The organism is Klebsiella sp. CN_Kp100 (assembly GCF_040065315.1).
Classification (GTDB): Bacteria; Pseudomonadota; Gammaproteobacteria; order Enterobacterales; family Enterobacteriaceae; genus Klebsiella; species Klebsiella oxytoca.
Genome location: NZ_JBEAIJ010000046.1, coordinates 66,693 through 87,284, shown reverse-complemented (window position 1 = coordinate 87,284; position 20,592 = coordinate 66,693). Strand labels below are relative to the sequence as shown.

Genomic DNA, 20,592 nt, shown 5'->3' with positions numbered 1-20,592 from the left:
TCCGGGAAATTATGCCACTCTGCGCTTTGCTCCCGGGGGCGGCGCAAAGCGCCTTGCCCGGGCTACGAGTTCTCCACCGTCTGTGGGACAGTAGCCCGGACAGGTGCGCAGCACCGCCTCCGGGAAACGCCGGCTTGCACGATCTCCTGGCGGTACACGCCAGGCGGGCCGGACGACCTTTAGAAAAGCCCAATTGGCCAGTGGTGGCCAATGACGTACAGCACCCCGGCGGAAATCACCCCGGCGACGATATCATCCACCATGATCCCCATCCCGCCGTGGATATTGCGGTCGAACCAGCGGATAGGCCACGGCTTCCACATATCAAAGATGCGAAAAATCACGAACCCGGCGGCAACCCACTGCCAGTCCATCGTCGGCAAAGCCATCAGCGTAATCCACATCCCGACAAACTCGTCCCAGACGATACTGCCGTGATCGTGGGTACCCATATCTTTCGCCGTACGGTGACAAATATAGACGCCGATGCAGATACTCATCATCACCACCAGCGAATAGAGCTGCCAGGGAATAAAGGTCAGCAAGTACCAGAAGGGAATCGACGCCAGCGACCCCATCGTGCCGGGGACCACGGGGCTAAGACCGCTGCCAAATCCCGTTGCCAGCAGATGCCAGGGGTTGCTCATCTTCAGCCGGCTTTTCGCCACATCTCTACTACGCGCCAAAATGGTCATACCCCTTAACGTCCAGCGTTACCGGCTTGCCCTCACGGGTGAATTGCAGGCCTTCCGATTCAGGAACGATCTGTCCAATACAGGTAAAACGCGCGCCGAGATTGGCAAGCGCCACGTCCAGCGCCCCGCGGTTGAGTTCAGGTACGGTAAAGCACAGTTCATAATCTTCACCGCCGGCGAGCGCCCAGCGCAGCGCCTGCTCCTTATCCACCTGGCGCAGCATCGCATCCGAGAACGGCATTGCATCAAGGTCGATGCGCGCGCCGCAGCCGCTGGCGTTGAGAATATGCCCCAGGTCGGAAATCAGGCCGTCGGAAAGATCGATGGCCGAATTCGCCAGATCGCGCAGCGCCTGACCCTGCAGAACCCGCGGCAGCGGGCGCAGATGACGCGCCAGGAGGTAATCCGCGTCGGTGGCATCTTCCACCTGCAGCCGATCCTGCAAAATCGCCAGGCCAGCAGCGCTGTCTCCCGGCGTGCCGGTGACGTAAATCCAGTCGCCATGCTTTGCCCCGGAACGCTTCAGCGCGCGTCCCGTTGGCACATAGCCGTGAATACCCAGCGTCATCGCCAGCGGTCCGCGAGTAGTATCGCCGCCAATGAGCTGCATATCGTAATAGTTAAGCTGTACGAACAGGCTGTCGCTAAAGGCTTCAAGCCAGGCTTCGTCCGCTTCCGGCAGGGTCAGAGCCAGCGTTAACCACGCCGGTTCGGCGCCCATCGCCGCCAGATCGCTTAAATTTACCGCCAGCGCTTTATAGGCGAGGTCGGCAGGGTCGATGTCGGGTAAAAAATGGTTTCCCGCCACCAGGGTGTCGGTGCTGATTGCCAGCGTTTTTTTCTCGGGGATATTCAGGAGCGCGCAGTCGTCGCCAATGCCGGTTTCAACATCAAGACGTGCGCTTTTTACGCGATCAAAATAACGGGCAATCAGGGAAAATTCGCCGCATGCCATACGTTATGCCTCAGAAAAAGAAAAGAATAAGGCCGGTTTGCAGAAGTGAGACTCTGCAAATCCGGCCCTGGAGTTTACTTTTTGTTGGGACGAATTACCGGGGCAGCTTTGTCCAGCACGCCGTTGACAAACTTGTGGCTATCTTCAGCGCCAAAGGTTTTCGCCAGTTCAATGGCTTCGTTAATCGCAACTTTGTACGGTACATCGCTACGCTTTGACAGCTCAAACAGCGCGATACGCAGGACCGCCTTTTCCACCTGACCCAGCTCATCCAGCAGACGAGAAAGGTACGGCTTCATCAGGCCGTCGAGATACGCGCTGTTAGTCGCCACTCCGGACAGCAGCTCGCGGAAATACAGAACGTCGACATCTTTTACATCCTGTTCCGCCAGGAACTGGTATTCGACATCAGCAATGTCGTTTTTGGACAACTGCCAGGAGTAGAGCGCCTGGACAGCACACTCACGGGCGCGGCGACGAGCAGCAGGTTTCACGGAATTCCCCTTACAAAAATCAGGCCTTGATGGCTTTCAATACGTTAATCATTTCCAGCGCGGTCAGCGCTGCTTCAGCGCCTTTGTTACCGGCTTTGGTGCCAGCGCGTTCGATGGCTTGTTCAATACTTTCTGTGGTCAGAACACCGAAGGCTACCGGGATTCCGCTGTCCTGAGCGACGTGCGCCAGGCCATTGCTTGCACCGCCAGCCACATATTCAAAATGCGCAGTGCCGCCACGGATAACGGTACCCAGCGCAATCACCGCGTCATACTTACCGGTTTTCGCCAGTGCGTCAGCCGCCAGCGGCAGTTCGTACGCGCCTGGAACCCAAACAACGGTAATGTTTTCATCTTTAACCTGGCCAATACGCTTCAGGGCGTCAATCGCACCTTCCAGCAGGCTGTCGTTGATAAAGTTGTTGAAACGCGCAATGGTGATGGCGACGCGAGCGTCCGGGGTAGCAACGTTAGCTTCAATAATGTTCATACTCTTCCTTCGGGTTCAGTTCATTTGGCCCCGCAAGGGGGGCGGATTCTATCATAATAATCGGCGCACTGCTTTCCCTTTTGACCAGGGAAATCAAGCGTTCACTAAATGCAGGCAAATATCCGGGCCTACATGACGTATCTCGTTGAATTTGAAATGGGGTGCTTGCGCTAGTTTCTCAAGCCCCGGCAGCGCGCATAATCCGCGCGCATCGCTGCCTAACAGTTTAGGCGCAATATAGACGATAAGCTCATCCACCAGCCCGGCTTGCAACAGCGCGCCGGCAAGCGTTGGCCCGGCCTCCACCCAGATCGAGTTAATTTGCTGTTTGCCCAGCTGCATCATCAATAAAACCAGATCCAGCCGACCATTATGCTCCGGCACCAGCAGAGTACGTACGCTCTCCGGCCACTGCCGTTCATCTTCACGGGTGCGGGCAAACAGCGTTTCGCCCGCCTGCTGCACGATACGGTGCTGCGGCGTGACGCGATTGTGGCTATCAATAACGATGCGTAAAGGCTGGCGCAGATTTTCCTGCGGGTACAGCGCCTGGGTTTCAGCGTTGAGCTCGTCCCAGCGTACGGTCAGCGCCGGATCGTCCGCCAGCACCGTCGCGCTGCTGGTCAGAATAGCGTGGCTTTGCGCGCGCAGGCGCTGGACATCACGCCGCGCCTGCGGTGAGGTGATCCACTGGCTCTCTCCGCTGGCCATCGCCGTGCGGCCGTCCAGCGATGCGCCCATTTTTAGCTGGATCCACGGGAAGCCGGTGCGCATGCGCTTGAGAAAACCTTTATTCAGCGCTTCGGCTTCATTCATCATCAGCCCGTGGCTGACGTCAACGCCCTCCTGCTGCAAGCGGTACAGACCGCGCCCCGCGACCTGGGGATTGGGGTCCTGCATTGCGGCAACGACGCGGGTTACCCCTGCGGCAATTAGCGCTTCGCAGCACGGCGGCGTACGCCCGTGATGGCTGCAGGGTTCCAGCGTCACGTACGCCGTCGCGCCCTGGGCTTTTTCGCCCGCCATGCGCAGCGCATGCACCTCCGCGTGCGGTTCACCGGCGCGATAGTGAAAACCTTCGCCGACGATCTCGCCATCTTTGACGATCACGCAGCCGACATTCGGATTTGGGTGAGTCGTGAAGCGTCCGCGCGCAGCCAGCTTCAGCGCTCGCGCCATGTATATTTCGTCCTGCATGGATCAGTCCTGTAAGCGGGCGATCTCTTCGCCAAACTCTTTGATATCTTCGAAACTGCGATAGACGGAAGCGAAGCGGATATAGGCCACTTTATCGAGCTTTTTCAGCTGTTCCATCACCAGATTGCCGATCATTTTGCTCGGCACTTCACGTTCGCCGGTTCCGCGCAGGTGGGTTTTAATGTGGTTAAGCGCCATTTCGACGTCATCTGAGCTGACCGGACGCTTTTCCAGTGCTTTTAGCATGCCGCTGCGCAGTTTGTCCTCATTAAAAGGCTCGCGCACGTCGTTGCTTTTTACGACTCGCGGCATCACCAGCTCCGCCACTTCAAACGTCGTAAAGCGTTCGTTGCAGACCAGACACTGGCGGCGACGACGCACGGAAGAGCCTTCGCCCACCAGACGTGAGTCGATAACCTTGGTATCTACGGCGAAACAGAAAGGGCAATGCATAGCGCGTCCTGACAAGTAGTTAAACTAACAGGTAGTTTACCGCGAAGTGACCCGACAACAAAGAAAGAGCTTTTGAGACAAAGGATCTATAGTGCGTTTAGCCGAACGATCTACCATTAAGCATCCTCTGTTAACGGAATCTCGACTATGACAAGACGTTATTTAAAGCTGGCCATTGTGGGTAGCATTTTCACCCTTAGCGCCTGCGCGCAGCAAAGCGAAATTCGCCAGATGAACCAGAGCGTGAGCACTCTGAGCAAAGAGATGACCCAGCTCAATCAGCAAACGGTAAAAATTACTCAGCAAAACGTTCTGAACGCGAAATCTAACAGCGGCGTATACCTGCTGCCGGAGGCGAAAACGCCAGCTCGCCTGAAAAGCCAGATTGGTACCCTGCGCATGTCGCTGCTCAATATCGCCCCGGATGGCGACGGTACCCGCCTCACCCTGCGCATTCAGGGGGAATCAAACGATCCGCTGCCGGCCTTTAGCGCGACGGTCGCCTCCGGGCAGATCAGCGGCACAACCGATAGCTACCAGGAGGTTAATGTACAAAATCAGCTCATTAGCGCTCCGGCAAGCGTCCTGGCGCCGAGCGATGTCGACATTCCGCTGCGCCTGAATGGCGTGACGCCAGAGCAGGTTGGCTTCGTTCGCATCCACGATATTCAGCCCGCCAGTATGCAGTAATGCCGTCTGCCGGATGCGTTCAACATCCGGCTTTTTTTCCGCTGTGCAAATCCACTTACAGATTTCCCGATCGGTTCACTAAAAATTGACAGGAATTATGAATTTCGGTGGCATTTCGTCAAGAAATGCATAAAATCGTGAACGCAATCGATTACCTATGTCTTCGTTATGTGAAACAACACATATTTTTGTGAGCAATGATTCCTATAATAGACGCCACAGAAATACGAAATATTTAGAAACGCTACGGCGATTCTTTTAACGCCTTCAGGCTTAATTTAAACAGTGGCATCATTATGAAAAAAACATTACTGGCAGCTGGCGCAGCTCTGGCGCTCTCCGCATCTTTCTCTGCCAGCGCGGCAGAAAACGACAAACCGCAATATCTGTCTGATTGGTGGCACCAGAGTGTGAACGTGGTGGGCAGCTACCACACTCGTTTTGGGCCGCAGATTCGTAACGATACTTATCTGGAATATGAAGCGTTCGCTAAGAAAGACTGGTTTGATTTCTATGGCTATATGGATGCGCCGGTATTCTTCGGCGGCAACACCGACGCGAAAGGTATCTGGAACCACGGTTCTCCGCTGTTTATGGAAATTGAGCCGCGCTTCTCTATCGATAAACTGACCGGTACCGACCTCAGCTTCGGCCCGTTCAAAGAGTGGTATTTCGCCAACAACTATATCTACGACATGGGCCGCAACAAATCCGGTCGTCAGAGCACCTGGTATATGGGTCTGGGTACCGATATCGATACCGGCCTGCCGATGAGCCTCTCCCTGAACGTCTATGCGAAATATCAGTGGCAAAACTATGGCGCATCTAACGAGAACGAATGGGACGGTTACCGTTTCAAAGTGAAATACTTTGTGCCCCTGACCGATCTGTGGGGCGGTTCACTGAGCTATATCGGCTTCACCAACTTTGACTGGGGCTCCGATCTGGGCGATGACAACTCTTATGATTTGAACGGTAAGCATTCACGCACCAGCAACTCCATCGCTTCCAGCCATATCCTGGCGCTGAACTACGATCACTGGCACTACTCCGTCGTGGCGCGTTACTTCCACAACGGCGGCCAGTGGGCGGATGACGCGAAACTGAACTTCGGCGACGGCGACTTTAACGTCCGCTCTACCGGCTGGGGTGGTTATTTCGTGGTCGGTTACAACTTCTAATCGGCTCGATTATCCCCGGCAAATGCGCCGGGGATAATTAAAGCTAACGCTCTTCGCACCTCACCTTACGCAAGAAATCACTCAATGAACGATCGGCTCGTTCGCTGAAATGACGCCCGGTGGCGGAAATCTCCAGACAGCGGTCGAGACGGAAACAGCGATAATCCTCACGCAGCTCGCACCAGGTCACCAGCAGCCAGCGCTCGCCCCAGAAAAAAAGCCCCAGCGGCAGCACTTCTCGCTGCGACTGATTTCCCGCTTCATCACGATAGCGCAGCGCGAGCGCCTGCTGAGCGGAGACCGCCCGATGCACCAAATCAAACTGATCTTTGCTATAGCCCTGGGAACCAAAGTCCGGTGCGAACAGCCGCGACTGCTCGGCCTTACGTCGGCTCTCCGCGGGCAATATCGCCAGCACCTTTTCCTGCGCCGATTCCAGCGCCCGGGACAGCGACGCGCCGCCCCAGGTTTGCAGTAGCCGAATAGCGGCTATCAGCGCTTCCGATTCCTGGGTTGTCAGCATTAACGGCGGTAGATCATAGCCCGCCAGCAGCCGATAGCCGCTTCCGGCCTCTCCCTCAACCGGAACCCCGGAAAGCGAGAGATCGCGAATGTCGCGGTAAATAGTGCGCTCTGACACGCCAAGCCGCTCGGCCAACAATCCGGCGGTGGTTAATCTCCTCCCCCGCAGGATCTGCACGATTTGAAAAAGACGGTCGGCGCGTCGGCTCATTTTTGTTATCTCATTTATGCGGGTTGATGCAAACCAATCCGATTCCCCTCACTATCGATAAACAGGGCAATCGTGCCGATATCGTCCGCCAGCTCAAAGGGGCCAAAAACGCAGCTTCCGCCCGCAGAGTTGACGCGTTCTAGCGTGGCCGTCAGATTATCGGTATGCAGATAGATAATGCATCCCTGATCGGAGGGCTTTACGCTATCAAACTTTGCCAGCGCGCCGCCGGGAGCCGGGTCCTGATAAGGAAATACGGCCATTTCGGCACACTCCATATTTTCCCGTTTCAGCGTGACCTGCATCACCGGCTCGTAAAACGCCACGGCACGATCCATATCGGCAACCGGGATCTCAAACCAGTTAATGACGTTGTTCATACTTCCTCCTGTCCATTGTTTGGGTTCAGGAGGAGTGTATGACAGGCCTACTGACAGCATTGTGTCAGCATGGTGCGCAGACCAGCGCGCGCTCCGGGCTAAGCAGCCACGGACGCAGGTAGCCGACGGTACTGGAGAAAGGCAGCACCTCTTCAGGAAGCGCAATGCCAAGCCGATTGCCGATATACGATCGTCTGGCGACAATGCGCTGCCAGAGCTCGGGGTAACTTTGCGCCAGCTCCCGACGCAGCGCGCTGTCGGCAAGCGCCACGGTATCTTCAATGCTTGCGCCGCCGTAGCCCGCTCGGGAAGGAATAATGTCGATCTGCAATATCATTCCGCTTTGCAGACAGGCGGCTGAATGGGGGCCAATGGGCGAGCAGAGCCACTCTTCATCCGCGACCAGATGTCCCGGATTCAGGTGCCAGTGATATTCCGCCTTCGGCAATACTCGCTCGATCAGGGCATACATATCGCCGCCGCGCATGCCGATGCGCAGATTTTCCAGCCAGTTCACCACCGCGTTGAAATAGGGCTTCGCCACTACGTCCAGATAATCAGTCACCTCAGGCGCCAGTTCACTCTCATCGGCCACCACGTAGGCTGCGCGGCTGCTCAGGCCGCCTTTAAAACTGGTGGTGAGCGAGAATTTATCTCCGCGCTGGATAGCTTTATCGCTGGGGTAGAGATTCGCTCCGGCAAAGCGATCGCCGGTGGCGGCAATCATCACCACGCTATTCGCTTGCCCTTCCGCCGCCAGCAGCGCGCCGATTTGCTTTTCCGTTTTCCCCGGCGCAATGGCGTTAAGCGCGGTCAGAATCGCGGTTGAGGCGAGATTAGCACCGTACTCATAGTGCGCCAGCTCGTTGGCATTATTGGTGATTCGCGCTCCGCTTGCCGGGTCGATAAAAATGCCGGTGGCGTTGGTTATACTTGCCTGCGGCCCGGCTGCCTCGCGAATAGCGTCAACGATAAAGGCGGGCAGATCGAACATCCGCGCGCGGTCATCAACCGCGCCGGTAAAGAGCTTCCAGCCCGCGAGGCCAACTCTTTTTCCCCCCGCAACGCCCGCCTCCTGAAACAGCTGAGCCAGCGTTTTGCGGGGTTCCATCGGTTGATTGGGCAGCGAAAACCACGGGGCGTGAATCACACGATTTTCCAGCCGCGCGTAGCTTGCCAGCTTCAGGTTCTCGTTACCCAGTACCAGCACCGCCTCACCGTCCCGATGCACTACCAGTAGCGCCTCTTCGAAACGGGGAATAAAACCGGTGAGATACTCAAAGTTGCCGCCGTGCTCTTTATCGGCATAGATGATAAGCGTATCCAGCCCTTGCTGCCGCATATTCGCCAGCACCTTCGCTTTGCGCTGGCGCAGCGTGTCGTCGTTAAGCGTGACGGAAGGCACATCGTACCAGAGCGGGGGTTGAGGAACGGTGGAAAGAGTTACGACAGCCATCGGCATTTCTCCATGTCATTTAGCGCTGATACGGGAGAGTAACCAAAATCCGGCCGGTTGTAATAAAAAAAATCCCGGCCTTGCGACCGGGATTCGTTTATCAATGCACGCTTGCCTTACGGCAGAATTGACGGCTGATCCGCCCCTTCTTTCTCGACTTTCTGCTGCAGCATGTGCTCGCGCTTCATGCCCAGCTTGAGCGCCAGCGCGGACGCAACGTAGATAGAAGAAGCCGTACCGATGGAGACACCGATCAGCATGGTCAGCGAGAAGCCTTCCAGAATCGGGCCACCGAAGAGATACAGCATCAGGATAACCATCAAGGTCGTCCCGGAGGTGATCAAAGTACGGTGCAGGGTCTGCGTCAACGACACGTTAAAGATTTCGTACGGCGTACCGCGGCGAATCTTGCGGAAGTTTTCACGAATACGGTCAGATACCACGATACTGTCGTTCAGCGAGTAGCCGATAACCGACATCAACGAGGCCACAATGGTCAGGTCGATCTCGATATGCAGTAGCGACAGCACGCCCATGGTGATCACCACGTCGTGCGCCAGCGCGATAACAACCCCTGCCGCCAGGCGCCACTCAAAGCGGAACCCTACGTAGATCAGGATACACACCAGCGCGGCTATCAGCGCCAGCGCGCCGGTCTGCGCCAGGTCTGCGCCGACGCTCGGCCCCACAAACTCAATACGCTTGACCGTCGCATTCTGGCTGGTCGATTCGTTAATCACGTTAACGACCTTGCTGCCCAGCTCCTGGCTGCCGTTGGCGTCATGTACCGGCGGCATACGCACCATGATGTCGCGGCTGCTGCCAAAGTTTTGCAGCTGCGGCTCTTCGAAGCCCGCCTTCTGCAGCGACTGGCGCACCTGATCCATATCAACAGGCTTTTCGAGGGTGATCTCAATCACCGTACCGCCGGTGAAATCCAGACCCCAGTTAAACCCGCGCACGCCAATGATAATAATGGACAGAATCAGCAAAAAACCTGAAATGCCGAAGGCCCAGTAGTCCCAGCGCATAAAGTCCCAGACTTTACGGCCGTGGTTCAATTGTTCAACAGTATATTCCTGTGCCACAACGCACTCCTCAGATAGACAGCTTTTTAACGCGCTTGCCGCCGTACAGCAGGTTCACGATGGCACGGGTGCCGACGATAGCGGTAAACATTGAGGTCGCAATACCGATACCGGTGGTAATCGCAAACCCTTTAATGGCACCGGTACCGACCGCGTACAGGATAATGACTTTGATAAGCGTCGTAATGTTGGCATCAAAGATGGAGCTGAACGCGCCGCGATATCCTTCGTCAATCGCCTGCTGCACGGAACGCCCGTTGCTCAGCTCTTCTTTAATACGTTCGTTAATCAGAACGTTCGCATCGACCGCTACCGCAAGGGTTAACACGATCCCCGCAATCCCCGGCATAGTCAGCGTTGCCCCCGGAATCAGGGACATAATGCCGACAATCAGCACCAGGTTGGCAATCAGCGCCGAGGTCGCAATCAGGCCGAACTTCTTGTAGAAGAAGATCATGAACAGGATAGAGACCACCAGACCGGCCAGACAGGCTTCCAGGCCCTGTTTGATGTTCTGCATCCCCAGGGTTGGGCCGATAGTCCGTTCTTCAACAATCTGAATCGGCGCAATCAGCGCACCTGCACGCAGCAGCAGAGAGAGCTGACGCGCTTCGGTCGCATTGCTGATGCCGGTAATACGGAAGCTGTTACCCAGACGAGACTGGATATTGGCGATGTTAATCACCTCTTCCTCTTTCGCCAGAATCGCACGACCGTTGGCATCTTTCTTACCGCTGTCTTTGTACTCCACGAACAGGGTCGCCATCGGTTTACCGATGTTGTCCTTGGTGAAGTTAGACATGATGTTGCCGCCAGCGCTATCGAGGGAGATGTTAACCTGCGCCTGGTTGTACTCATCCATGCTCGACGTCGAGTCGGTGATGTGGTCACCGGTGAGGATCACGCGCTTGTACAGCACAACCGGCTGGCCTTCGCGGGTATATTTCACTTCAGAGTCGCCCGGAACGCGACCGGAAGCCGCTGCGGCGCTATCAACGTTAGTGTTAACCAGACGGAACTCCAGCGTCGCGGTCGCGCCAAGAATCTCTTTGGCTCGCGCCGTGTCCTGGATACCCGGCAGTTCAACCACAATACGGTCGGCACCCTGACGCTGAACCAGAGGTTCGGCAACGCCCAGCTGGTTTACACGGTTACGCAGGATATTGATGTTCTGCTGTACGGCGTATTCGCGGGCTTCTTTCAGACGGTCGTCGGTCATCACGGCTTTCAGGCCAGTGCTGCCCTGAGCGGAAATAACCAGATCGCGATGACGAGGGCTAAGGTAGGAGATAGCCTGGTCGCGCGCGGCGCTATCGCGGAAGGCGATGCTCAGGCCGTAGTTGTCTTCTTTACGCACGGTCGCGTAAGGAATGCCTTTATCACGCAGTTCGCTGCGCAGGCTGTCGATGTTTTGTTCCTGCAGCTTGCTCAGCGCGGTATCCATGTCGACTTCCATCAGGAAGTGCACGCCGCCGCGCAGGTCAAGACCCAGCTTCATCGGCTCGGCATACAGGGCCGCAAGCCAGCGCGGGGTTGCCGGAGCAAGGTTAAGCGCCACGACGTATTTGTCACCCAGCACGCCCATCAGCGCTTCGCGCGCGCGCAGCTGGATATCAGTGGTGTCGAAGCGCGCAAGAATTGCGCCCTCTTCCAGTGCCACAGACTTCGCGGTAATTTTTTCTTCTTGTAGTGTTTTCTGGACCTGGATCAGCGTTTGCTCACTGGCGGCGACGCCGCGCGCGCCAGTGATTTGAACGGCCGGATCCTCACCATACAGGTTGGGAAGCGCATACACTAAGCCGACGACAATAACGACGACCAGCATGACGTACTTCCACAAAGGATAACGGTTTAACACGGCAGTTCCCTTAGGGAAAATGGGTAATTACAGCGCCTTCATGGTGCCTTTCGGCAGAACGGCAGCTACGAAGTCACGTTTGATAACCACTTCAGTGGTGTCGTTCAGTGCGATAGCGATGTATCCGCTTTCGGCAACTTTAGTGACGCGCCCAACCAGGCCACCGTTCGTCAGCACTTCATCGCCTTTAGCGATGGAGTTCATCAGGTTTTTATGTTCTTTGGTGCGTTTCTGCTGTGGACGCAGGATCATGAAGTAAAAAATCAGACCAAACACCACCAGCATCAGGATCAGAGACATCGGGCTGCCCTGCGCCGCGCCACCGGTTGCTGCTACCGCATCAGAAATAAAAAAGCTCATTGAAATTCCCTCATTATTAAAATTAGTCAACGTTCAAAGGTGGAACGGTTCGACCCTGACGTTGGTAAAAATCGGTCACGAAGCTCTCTAATTTACCCTCTTCGATAGCCTTGCGTAAACCAGCCATTAAGCGCTGATAGTATCGCAGGTTATGAATGGTATTGAGACGCGCGCCCAATATTTCGTTGCAACGGTCGAGATGATGCAAGTAAGCGCGTGAATAGTTGCGACACGTGTAGCAATCGCACTCCGCATCCAGCGGCGAAGTATCGCTCTTATGCTTCGCGTTGCGGATTTTCACCACGCCGTCGGTGACGAACAGGTGGCCGTTGCGCGCGTTGCGCGTCGGCATGACGCAGTCGAACATATCGATCCCGCGGCGCACCCCTTCGACCAAATCTTCCGGCTTACCGACGCCCATCAGGTATCGCGGTTTGTCGGCCGGGATTTGCGGGCAGACGTGCTCCAGAATACGATGCATATCTGCCTTCGGCTCACCGACAGCCAAACCGCCGACAGCGTAGCCATCAAAGCCTATCTCTACCAGACCTTTAACAGAGATATCACGTAAATCTTCGTAAACGCTGCCCTGAATGATACCAAACAGCGCGTTTTTGTTGCCGAGGCCGTCAAAACGGTCGCGGCTGCGCTTCGCCCAGCGCAGGGACATTTCCATTGAGCGCTTAGCGTAGTCCCAGTCCGCCGGATATGGCGTACATTCGTCGAAGATCATCACGATGTCGGAGCCGAGATCGTACTGAATCTCCATTGATTTTTCCGGATCGAGGAAAATCGGATCGCCGTTGATCGGGTTACGGAAGTGCACGCCCTGCTCGGTGATTTTGCGAATATCGCCAAGGCTGAAGACCTGGAAGCCGCCGGAGTCGGTGAGGATCGGCCCTTTCCACTGCATAAAGTCGTGCAGATCGCCGTGCAGCTTCATGATCTCCTGACCAGGACGCAGCCACAGATGGAAAGTATTACCGAGGATGATTTGCGCGCCTGTCGCTTCGACTTCCTCCGGCGTCATCCCTTTTACGGTGCCGTAGGTGCCAACCGGCATAAAGGCTGGCGTTTCAACAACGCCACGCTCAAACACAAGACGGCCGCGACGCGCGCGACCATCGGTAGTATCTAACTCAAATTTCATTATCACTCCTGCGTCAGAAAAACAGTCTGACGTTTAACGATTCGCTACGGAATGATTCCATAGCTAATAAATTCCTGAAGGCGTCATCGGCGCAGCCAGTTTGCAATCGCTCAGCGCACAGCCACCGGAGCGTACGCCGTGTCCGTGAGGATGGCGATTACTGCCTGGCGTCAAAATGGCGAGTGAGATCGCCTTCTTAGGGACGCTCAAAAATAGCCTGCGGATTGTACGTGATAAACATCGCGTCCCCGTAGCTAAAAAAGCGATATTTTTGTTCTACCGCAGCCTTATAGGCGTTCATCGTATGCTGATAGCCGGCAAAAGCAGAGACCAGCATAATCAGCGTCGATTCAGGCAGATGGAAGTTGGTCACCAGCGCATCGATGACTTTGTACTGATAGCCCGGGTAGATGAAAATCTGCGTATCGTTGAAGAAAGGCTCAATCAGGTCGTTTTTTGCCGCCTGCGCCGCGCTTTCCAGCGAACGCACCGACGTCGTCCCGACGGCAATCACCCGGTTGCCGCGCGCTTTTGCCGCCAGCACCGCATCGACCACCTCCTGCGGCACTTCGGCATATTCAGAGTGCATGATGTGATCTTCAATGCTGTCTACGCGCACCGGCTGGAAGGTTCCGGCCCCAACGTGCAGCGTGACGAAGGCCATCTCCACGCCTTTTTCACGAAGCTTCGCCAGCAGCGGCTCATCAAAGTGCAGGCCGGCGGTTGGCGCGGCAACGGCGCCCGGTTTTGCGCTATAGACGGTCTGATACAGCTCGCGGTCGGCGTCTTCGTCAGGACGATCGATATACGGCGGCAGCGGCATATGGCCGATAGCGTTGAGAATATCCAGCACGCTGCGCGCGTCATCGAACTCAACTTCAAACAGCGCGTCGTGACGTGCAACCATGGTCGCTTTAATACTTTCATCGTCGCCGAGCAGCAGTTCTGCGCCCGGTTTCGGCGCTTTCGAAGCGCGAATATGTGCCAGAATACGCTTATCATCGAGCATCCGCTCAACCAGCACTTCAATCTTGCCGCCGCTGGCTTTACGGCCAAACAGACGGGCCGGGATCACGCGGGTATTATTAAATACCAGCAGATCGCCAGGGTTGAGCTTATCGAGTAAATCAGTGAAAGTACCGTGCGTCAGCGCGCCTGTCGGCCCGTCTAATGACAGCAAGCGGCAGCTGCTGCGCTCAGGCATCGGATAGTGGGCAATCAGGGATTCAGGTAATTCAAAGGAAAAATCGGCAACGCGCATGACGGTAACTCAGACTTAATAAAGAGGCGGGTAGTCTAGTGCCGGGAGGTTATCCCTGCAACCTTTACCCCTCGGGATGAATAACATAATCTATACACAAAATCATTCAAGATGCATCGAAACAGCAACTGAGTGAGTGACAAATCTGCCAGGAACAGATTTGAACGCCGCGCAGCGGCGGCCCGTAAGGGCCAGTCTCATGGATGAGACGAGTAACTCAGCAGCCAACAAAGAGGCAGTTTGAAGGATGAAGTTTATATGAATTTTCTCGCGCACCTGCATCTTGCTCATCTCGCCGATAGCTCCCTTTCCGGCAATTTGCTGGCCGATTTCGTTCGCGGCAATCCCGCTGATGAGTGGCCGGCTGACGTCGTGGAGGGCATCTTTATGCACCGCCGGATCGATGTGCTGACCGATAACCTGCCGGAAGTCACCGAAGCCAAGGCGTGGTTCCGCGCCGAAACGCGCCGGGTTGCCCCCATTACGCTGGATGTGATGTGGGACCATTTTTTGTCACGCCACTGGGCGCAGCTGTCGCCGGAACTGCCGCTGCCGGAGTTTATCCGCTACGCTCACGCCCAGGTCACGCCGATCCTCCCAGCCTCCCCGCCGCGCTTTATCAATCTCAATGACTATCTGTGGTCGGAGCGCTGGCTTGAACGTTACCGGGATATGGATTTTATTCAGCGCGTGCTGAACGGGATGGCCAGCCGCCGCCCGCGACTCGATGCCCTGCGCGACTCCTGGCAAGATCTGGATACCCACTACGATCGTCTTGAGCGGCAGTTCTGGCGCTTTTATCCGCAGATGATGACGCAGGCGGAAAAACGCGAACTATAAATGATTGCGCTTTTGGCGGAAAAGGCTATTCTGAAAAGCGTTTTTAAATAACGATTGATAGGCAAAAACTATCTCAGCGATTGTCAGCGTCGCGTTGAGTTCCCCAGCCCCTCTCCCTATACTTGCCCGCGTTGCGTTCCAATTAACCTTAGTATTAACAGGAGAATCATATGGTTCTGGTTACTCGTCAGGCTCCGGACTTCACCGCGGCGGCAGTTTTAGGTAACGGCGAAATCGTTGAGAAATTCAACTTCAAACAGCATACCAGCGGTAAAGCGACCGTTCTGTTCTTCTGGCCGATGGACTTCACCTTCGTTTGCCCGTCCGAACTGATCGCTTTTGACAAACGCTACGAAGAATTCCAGAAACGCGGCGTCGAAGTGGTTGGCGTTTCTTTTGACTCCGAGTTCGTCCATAACGCATGGCGTAACACTCCAGTGGACCAGGGCGGCATCGGCCCGGTGAAATACGCGATGGTTGCGGACATCAAACGCGAAATCCAGAAAGCGTACGGTATCGAGCACCCGGACGAAGGCGTTGCCCTGCGCGGTTCCTTCCTGATCGATGCCAACGGCGTTGTTCGCCACCAGGTCGTTAACGACCTGCCGCTGGGCCGTAACATCGACGAAATGCTGCGCATGGTTGACGCGCTGCAGTTCCACGAAGAGCACGGCGAAGTTTGCCCGGCGCAGTGGGAAAAAGGAAAAGAAGGGATGGCCGCTTCTCCGGAAGGCGTGGCTAAATACCTGACCGAGAACGTTTCCAGCCTGTAATCGGCAAACGTTCAGCAAAAGGCTCGCAGATGCGGGCCTTTTTTGTTTTTACCGCCTGGAGTTACCCGCTCGCCACAGCTTTTTAACTCATCAGCATACAAATATTGATGTCACGAATAAGTAAGATCCTCCGTCAGGGCTTTTTTTGCTATCTCGTTCAAACTTTGTAAAAAAAACCGCCCAATATTTGTGATGAGTATTACATTTCTTCATTTTAAATTCAGCGATTTAACCATTGGCTCCTGCTCCCATTTTCTTACCGGCAAAAAGAAAAAACACAACCAATTGATATTAAACAAGATAATAAAAAACCTCAGAACCGATAAAGTAATTCACTTTTGCCGTCAGTGTGATCGACTTCAATATTTAAAAATCCATCTGTGATCTAACCCATAATTTTTATTGATATATTTGGTCATGATCGAGTTCAAGAATATGAACCCAGTAAGGATCGGATGATGGATATTATTTTTAACGCTGAACTGGTTGCGCTTAAGCAGGATATTTCCAACGCCGTACAGGGTATCGAATTCGCCGGAAAGCTGCTGACTCAACAAAATATATGTCATCCGGAATATGTGAATGAAATGGTTGAGGTCTATCAGGATTTTGGTCCCGCCATTGTTATCGACTACGGCCTGGCGATGCCTCATGCCCGGCCAGAAAAAGGCGCCTTGCGCACGGGCTTCTCTTTAGTCACCAGCAGGCAGCCAATCGTCTTTGGCCATGAGGAGTTTGATCCGGTTAACGTCATCATCGCCATCGCCGGCGCGGATGCCGATAGCCACATAAAAATGATTCAGCTAATAGCCTCGCTGATTGAGTCTGACATTGTGACCTTCCTTCAGCAGGCCAATGATATCGATTCAGTATTACATTTCATCCAACAACAAATGGAGTAGTCATTATGTTAGTTATCAGAACAGTTTGTGGTAACGGTATTGGCAGTTCATTAATGGCTGCGAATAATGTCAAAAAGATCTGTGATGAATTGGGTATTAAAGCCGACGTCGCCTCCGTTGATTTTGCCAACGCTGTTGGAGAAAAAGCTGACCTTTACGTCACAATTAAAGAGCTGGCAAACCAATTTCCTGCGCATTGTAATGTCGCCATTATTCGCAGCTACGTGCATAAAGCGAAAATCGCCGAGGATATTACCGAAGCACTCACCAAAATTGCTGCGACTCACTCTTAATCATTATTGAGGGAACGATCATGCAGGCTATTCTTAGTTTCTTATCGGAAATATTTAGTCAACCCGCATTTCTGATGGGGATTATCGCATTTGTCGGTTTAGTGGCGCTGCGCTCCCCCGGAAATAAATTACTCACCGGCACCTTAAAGCCTATCCTGGGCTATTTAATGCTAAGCGCCGGCGCAGGGGTTATCGTTGCTAACCTCAATCCGCTGGGTGGGATTATCGAAGCCGGGTTTAATATCCGTGGCGTTATTCCTAACAACGAGGCCATTGTCTCCGTCGCCCAGAAGGTGCTGGGCGTAGAAACCATGAGTATTCTACTGTTAGGTTTTATTTTTAACCTGCTTATTGCCCGCTGCACTAAGTATAAATATATCTTCCTTACCGGCCATCACTCTTTCTTCCTTGCCTGTCTGTTCTCAGCGGTGCTACAGGCGGCGGAATTCCGCGGCTGGATGCTGGTGCTCATCGGCGGATTCCTGCTCGGCTCATGGTCGGCGATATCTCCGGCCATTGGCCAGCGCTATACCAAGCAGGTCACCGAAGATGGCGGTATTGCGATGGGACATTTTGGTTCTCTGGGCTACTACATTTCAGCGTGGATCGCCACCAAAACCGGCAACCCGGCGAACTCGTTCGCCGATACCGAAATCTCAGAGAAATGGGGCTTTCTGCGCGATACCACGGTCACCACCGGGATCGTCATGTTCGTCATCTACTTTGTATGCAGCGCCGTCGCCGGTAGCGAGTATCTCAGCACCATTACGGATCAAAATATGCTGATCTTCTCTGTCCTGACCGGCCTGCAGTTTGCGGTTGGCGTCGCTATCGTCTACAACGGCGTGCGGCTGATCCTCGGCGATCTGGTACCGGCGTTCCAGGGAATTAGCCAGAAGCTGATCCCCAACTCCATCCCCGCCGTTGACTGCGCGGTATTCTTCACCTTTAGCCCAACCGCGGTCGTCGTCGGCTTTATCAGCTCGTTCATTGGTGGACTGGTCGGCATGCTTTTTCTTGGCGGATTGGGTATGGCGCTGATTATTCCGGGCATGGTGCCGCACTTCTTCTGCGGCGGCACCTCCGGTGTTTTCGCCGATAAGCTGGGCGGTAAACGCGGCTGCATCATCGCCTCATTTATCGGCGGTATCTTCCTTGCTTTCCTTCCGGCGATGCTGCTGCCGGCGCTGGGTAATCTGGGCTTTGAAAATAGCACCTTCGCCGACTTCGACTTCGCGGTTTGGGGCATCATCATCGGCAACGCTTTCACCCAGTTTGGCCAGATTACTATCTATTTGATTTGTCTGGCACTGATCGTCGCACTGCTGGTGCCATTCTGCTTTCGTTCAGTTCGCGTGGTCGGTGACACGCTCAGCTATGAGGAGCTCACTGCGGATAAGAAAAATGAATAAGCGGTTTCATTTTTCCCTGCGGGAAGGAACCTCTCTTCCCGCAGCTGACAAAATAATCAGGAGTGGTTATGGCTATCTTGTCCATCGGGTTTTCATGTTTTGATCAGTTTTTCTTTTTAAATGAATGGCCGCAGGAGAATACCAAAAATTTCTGTCACGATTTTATTGAAAGCGGCGGCGGGCCGGCAGCGAATGCGGCATGGCTGTTGGGGCTTTGGGGGGAGGATGTCTATTACATCGGCCATCTGAATCAGGATCTTTACGGCCAGCGAATTATTGCTGAATTTGCCGAAGCGGGCGTTGATACCAGTCAGGTGGTCTTTTCTGATGAAATGATCACCCCCCTGGCTTCGGTGCTGGTCAATCGCCTGACGGGTTCGCGGACGATCATCACCCGTAAAATGCAGACGCCGCCGTCGCTGACCTACGATCAGAAGCTCAAGCTCGATGATTTAGCCGAACGGCTCATCGCCGCTGAAGAACCGGTAACGCTATTAGTGGATGGCCATGAAGCCGAGATCAGCGAGTATTTAATTAAGAAACTGCCAAACGCTCGGGTAGTCATGGATGGCGGCTCACTACGCGCCAGTAATATTAAGCTGGCGGCCTGGACCGATTATTTTGTGGTCAGTGAACATTTTGCCCGGGACTATATGGGATATCGCGCCCTGAGTACTGAAGCAGAAATTAAGGCGGCGCTCATTGAGCTTAATAAAATTTGCCGCGGCGAAGCCTTTATTACCCTTGGTGAAAAAGGCTGCGCATTTTTAAAGAGCGGGATGCTGCAAATAGTTCCCTCCTGGCTGTGCAATGCTGTTGATACCACCGGCGCGGGAGACGTATTCCATGGCGCTTTTACCTACGGCGTTCACTACTCCTGGCACATTGACAATATTATTTTATTCGCCAGCCTCACCGCCGCTATTTCTATTGAGAAAAAAGGTGTACGTGAATCGATGCCGGATCTTGCCGTCGTTCACAATTCTTTAAATAGCTATGAAAGAAACTTAAAGCAATATTTTGATGAATGATTGCTATTAATTAATAACACGAGGTGACTATGTTAGTTTCTATGAAGGACATGCTTCAGCATGCCCTACGGGACGGTTATGCCGTAGGGCAATTCAATATTAATAATCTTGAGTGGGTCGGCGCTGTATTAAGTACCGGACAACAACTGCGATCGCCCATTATTTTAGGCGTTTCCGGCGGTACGGTGAAACATATGCTGGGATTAAAATGTATTCATGACATCGTGGTCAATGCCATGGATTATTTACATATTGATATTCCGGTGGCTTTGCATCTGGACCACGGTACCACCCGCGAGGCCTGCGAGGCGGCTATCGAGGCCGGATTCAGTTCCATTATGTTTGACGGCTCACATCTGCCGTTCAGCGAAAACCTCGCCATCACTCGCCATCTGGTTGCGCTGGCGCACAGCAAAGGCATCTCCGTCGAGGCGGAGCTGGGGACGATTGCCGGAAGCGAAGATGGCATCGTCAATTCGGCGGTCATCTACGCCGACCCTGAGGAGTGCTACACCCTGGTGAAAGAAACTCAGGTTGACTGCCTGGCGGCGGCGCTGGGTTCGACCCATGGACTGTATAAAGGCAAAGCCAAACTGGGTTTTACGGAGATGAAAGCCATTTCTGAGCGAGTCAATGTTCCGCTGGTCCTGCACGGCGGTACCGGTATTGCCGATGACGACATGCGTAAAGCCATCGCCTGCGGTACGGCCAAAATCAACGTCAATACCGAAAATATGTACGCCTGGTGTCAGGAGGTGAAAGCCCTGTTTGCCGCCGATACCGGTCATGACGTGAACGACCCGCGCAAAGTGATTAATCAGGGACTGAAACCGGTACGCGAAATGATTGCGCGGCGCATCGCGCTTTTTGGTTCACAGAACCGCTATTAAAAAACGGAAA

Annotated in this window: 23 protein-coding genes; 9 read left to right on the top strand and 14 right to left on the bottom strand. The window is 54.3% G+C overall.

Going from position 1 to position 20,592, the window contains the following annotated elements:
- Positions 1-179: 179 nt before the first annotated feature.
- From pgpA to nrdR, 6 genes are all read right to left on the bottom strand, one after another.
- A complete protein-coding gene (pgpA, locus tag ABLV12_RS21355; protein WP_004099462.1) occupies positions 180-695 on the bottom strand; it encodes a phosphatidylglycerophosphatase A in 516 nt (171 codons plus the stop codon).
- Positions 676-1,650: a thiamine-phosphate kinase gene (thiL, locus tag ABLV12_RS21350; RefSeq protein WP_004099460.1), complete on the bottom strand. Its 975-nt coding sequence runs from the start codon at positions 1,648-1,650 to the stop codon at positions 676-678. Before thiL ends, pgpA begins: the two co-directional genes overlap by 20 nt.
- A 74-nt stretch (positions 1,651-1,724) precedes the next feature.
- On the bottom strand, positions 1,725-2,144 hold the full coding sequence (gene nusB, locus ABLV12_RS21345) for a transcription antitermination factor NusB (RefSeq protein ID WP_004099457.1): 420 nt from the start codon (positions 2,142-2,144) through the stop codon (positions 1,725-1,727).
- Positions 2,145-2,163: 19 nt separating this feature from the next.
- On the bottom strand, positions 2,164-2,634 hold the full coding sequence (ribE, locus tag ABLV12_RS21340; RefSeq protein WP_003021575.1) for a 6,7-dimethyl-8-ribityllumazine synthase: 471 nt from the start codon (positions 2,632-2,634) through the stop codon (positions 2,164-2,166).
- A 93-nt stretch (positions 2,635-2,727) separates the two neighbouring features.
- Positions 2,728-3,831, bottom strand: a complete 1,104-nt coding sequence (gene ribD, locus ABLV12_RS21335; protein ID WP_016808652.1) for a bifunctional diaminohydroxyphosphoribosylaminopyrimidine deaminase/5-amino-6-(5-phosphoribosylamino)uracil reductase RibD — start codon at positions 3,829-3,831, stop codon at positions 2,728-2,730.
- A gap of 3 nt (positions 3,832-3,834) precedes the next feature.
- Positions 3,835-4,284, bottom strand: coding sequence for a transcriptional regulator NrdR (nrdR, locus tag ABLV12_RS21330; protein ID WP_004099449.1), 450 nt, complete (start codon positions 4,282-4,284; stop codon positions 3,835-3,837).
- 147 nt (positions 4,285-4,431) lie between these two features.
- Here nrdR and ABLV12_RS21325 point away from each other — a divergent pair, with 147 nt between their 5' ends.
- Together ABLV12_RS21325 and ABLV12_RS21320 are read left to right on the top strand one after the other, a co-directional pair.
- The gene (locus ABLV12_RS21325) at positions 4,432-4,974 is read left to right on the top strand and encodes a DUF3251 domain-containing protein (RefSeq protein WP_004099446.1); all 543 of its coding nucleotides are present in this window, start codon (positions 4,432-4,434) and stop codon (positions 4,972-4,974) included.
- 296 nt (positions 4,975-5,270) lie between these two features.
- The gene (locus tag ABLV12_RS21320) at positions 5,271-6,155 is read left to right on the top strand and encodes a nucleoside-specific channel-forming protein Tsx (protein ID WP_004099436.1); all 885 of its coding nucleotides are present in this window, start codon (positions 5,271-5,273) and stop codon (positions 6,153-6,155) included.
- Positions 6,156-6,198: 43 nt separating this feature from the next.
- Here the strand turns inward: ABLV12_RS21320 and ABLV12_RS21315 are convergent, their stop codons facing one another.
- The 8 genes from ABLV12_RS21315 to queA all read right to left on the bottom strand — a co-directional run bounded on the left by ABLV12_RS21315 (position 6,199) and on the right by queA (position 14,441).
- Positions 6,199-6,888 carry a YafY family protein gene (locus ABLV12_RS21315; RefSeq protein WP_004099434.1) on the bottom strand — a complete coding sequence of 230 codons (690 nt, stop codon included), beginning with the start codon at positions 6,886-6,888 and terminating at the stop codon, positions 6,199-6,201.
- Positions 6,889-6,902: 14 nt separating this feature from the next.
- Complete coding sequence (locus ABLV12_RS21310; RefSeq protein ID WP_004099432.1) at positions 6,903-7,268, bottom strand: VOC family protein; 366 nt, start codon at positions 7,266-7,268, stop codon at positions 6,903-6,905.
- Between the two features lie 64 nt (positions 7,269-7,332).
- Positions 7,333-8,724, bottom strand: a complete 1,392-nt coding sequence (locus ABLV12_RS21305) for a M24 family metallopeptidase (protein WP_064399071.1) — start codon at positions 8,722-8,724, stop codon at positions 7,333-7,335.
- Positions 8,725-8,840: 116 nt separating this feature from the next.
- Positions 8,841-9,812 (bottom strand): protein translocase subunit SecF, encoded by a 972-nt coding sequence (secF, locus tag ABLV12_RS21300; RefSeq protein ID WP_004099428.1) that lies wholly within the window; start codon positions 9,810-9,812, stop codon positions 8,841-8,843.
- Between the two features lie 10 nt (positions 9,813-9,822).
- Positions 9,823-11,670 (bottom strand): protein translocase subunit SecD, encoded by a 1,848-nt coding sequence (secD, locus tag ABLV12_RS21295; protein WP_071530320.1) that lies wholly within the window; start codon positions 11,668-11,670, stop codon positions 9,823-9,825.
- A gap of 27 nt (positions 11,671-11,697) precedes the next feature.
- Positions 11,698-12,030, bottom strand: a complete 333-nt coding sequence (gene yajC / locus ABLV12_RS21290) for a preprotein translocase subunit YajC (protein WP_004099423.1) — start codon at positions 12,028-12,030, stop codon at positions 11,698-11,700.
- 22 nt (positions 12,031-12,052) lie between these two features.
- Positions 12,053-13,180, bottom strand: coding sequence for a tRNA guanosine(34) transglycosylase Tgt (gene tgt / locus ABLV12_RS21285; protein WP_004099421.1), 1,128 nt, complete (start codon positions 13,178-13,180; stop codon positions 12,053-12,055).
- A 196-nt stretch (positions 13,181-13,376) separates the two neighbouring features.
- Positions 13,377-14,441, bottom strand: coding sequence for a tRNA preQ1(34) S-adenosylmethionine ribosyltransferase-isomerase QueA (queA, locus tag ABLV12_RS21280; RefSeq protein WP_004110978.1), 1,065 nt, complete (start codon positions 14,439-14,441; stop codon positions 13,377-13,379).
- A 258-nt stretch (positions 14,442-14,699) separates the two neighbouring features.
- Here queA and acpH point away from each other — a divergent pair, with 258 nt between their 5' ends.
- From acpH to fba, 7 genes are all read left to right on the top strand, one after another.
- A complete protein-coding gene (gene acpH, locus ABLV12_RS21275; RefSeq protein WP_064399069.1) occupies positions 14,700-15,281 on the top strand; it encodes an ACP phosphodiesterase in 582 nt (193 codons plus the stop codon).
- Positions 15,282-15,451: 170 nt separating this feature from the next.
- On the top strand, positions 15,452-16,054 hold the full coding sequence (locus ABLV12_RS21270; protein WP_004099418.1) for a peroxiredoxin: 603 nt from the start codon (positions 15,452-15,454) through the stop codon (positions 16,052-16,054).
- Positions 16,055-16,512: 458 nt separating this feature from the next.
- Complete coding sequence (locus tag ABLV12_RS21265) at positions 16,513-16,956, top strand: PTS sugar transporter subunit IIA (protein WP_004099417.1); 444 nt, start codon at positions 16,513-16,515, stop codon at positions 16,954-16,956.
- A gap of 5 nt (positions 16,957-16,961) precedes the next feature.
- Entirely contained in the window at positions 16,962-17,249 is a 288-nt protein-coding gene (locus tag ABLV12_RS21260) for a PTS sugar transporter subunit IIB (protein ID WP_004099415.1), read from the top strand.
- A gap of 20 nt (positions 17,250-17,269) precedes the next feature.
- Positions 17,270-18,661, top strand: a complete 1,392-nt coding sequence (locus ABLV12_RS21255; RefSeq protein WP_004099414.1) for a PTS ascorbate transporter subunit IIC — start codon at positions 17,270-17,272, stop codon at positions 18,659-18,661.
- A 68-nt stretch (positions 18,662-18,729) separates the two neighbouring features.
- Positions 18,730-19,692, top strand: a complete 963-nt coding sequence (locus tag ABLV12_RS21250; RefSeq protein WP_004099413.1) for a PfkB family carbohydrate kinase — start codon at positions 18,730-18,732, stop codon at positions 19,690-19,692.
- A gap of 29 nt (positions 19,693-19,721) precedes the next feature.
- Positions 19,722-20,582 (top strand): class II fructose-1,6-bisphosphate aldolase, encoded by an 861-nt coding sequence (gene fba, locus ABLV12_RS21245; RefSeq protein WP_004110975.1) that lies wholly within the window; start codon positions 19,722-19,724, stop codon positions 20,580-20,582.
- Positions 20,583-20,592: the final 10 nt, after the last annotated feature.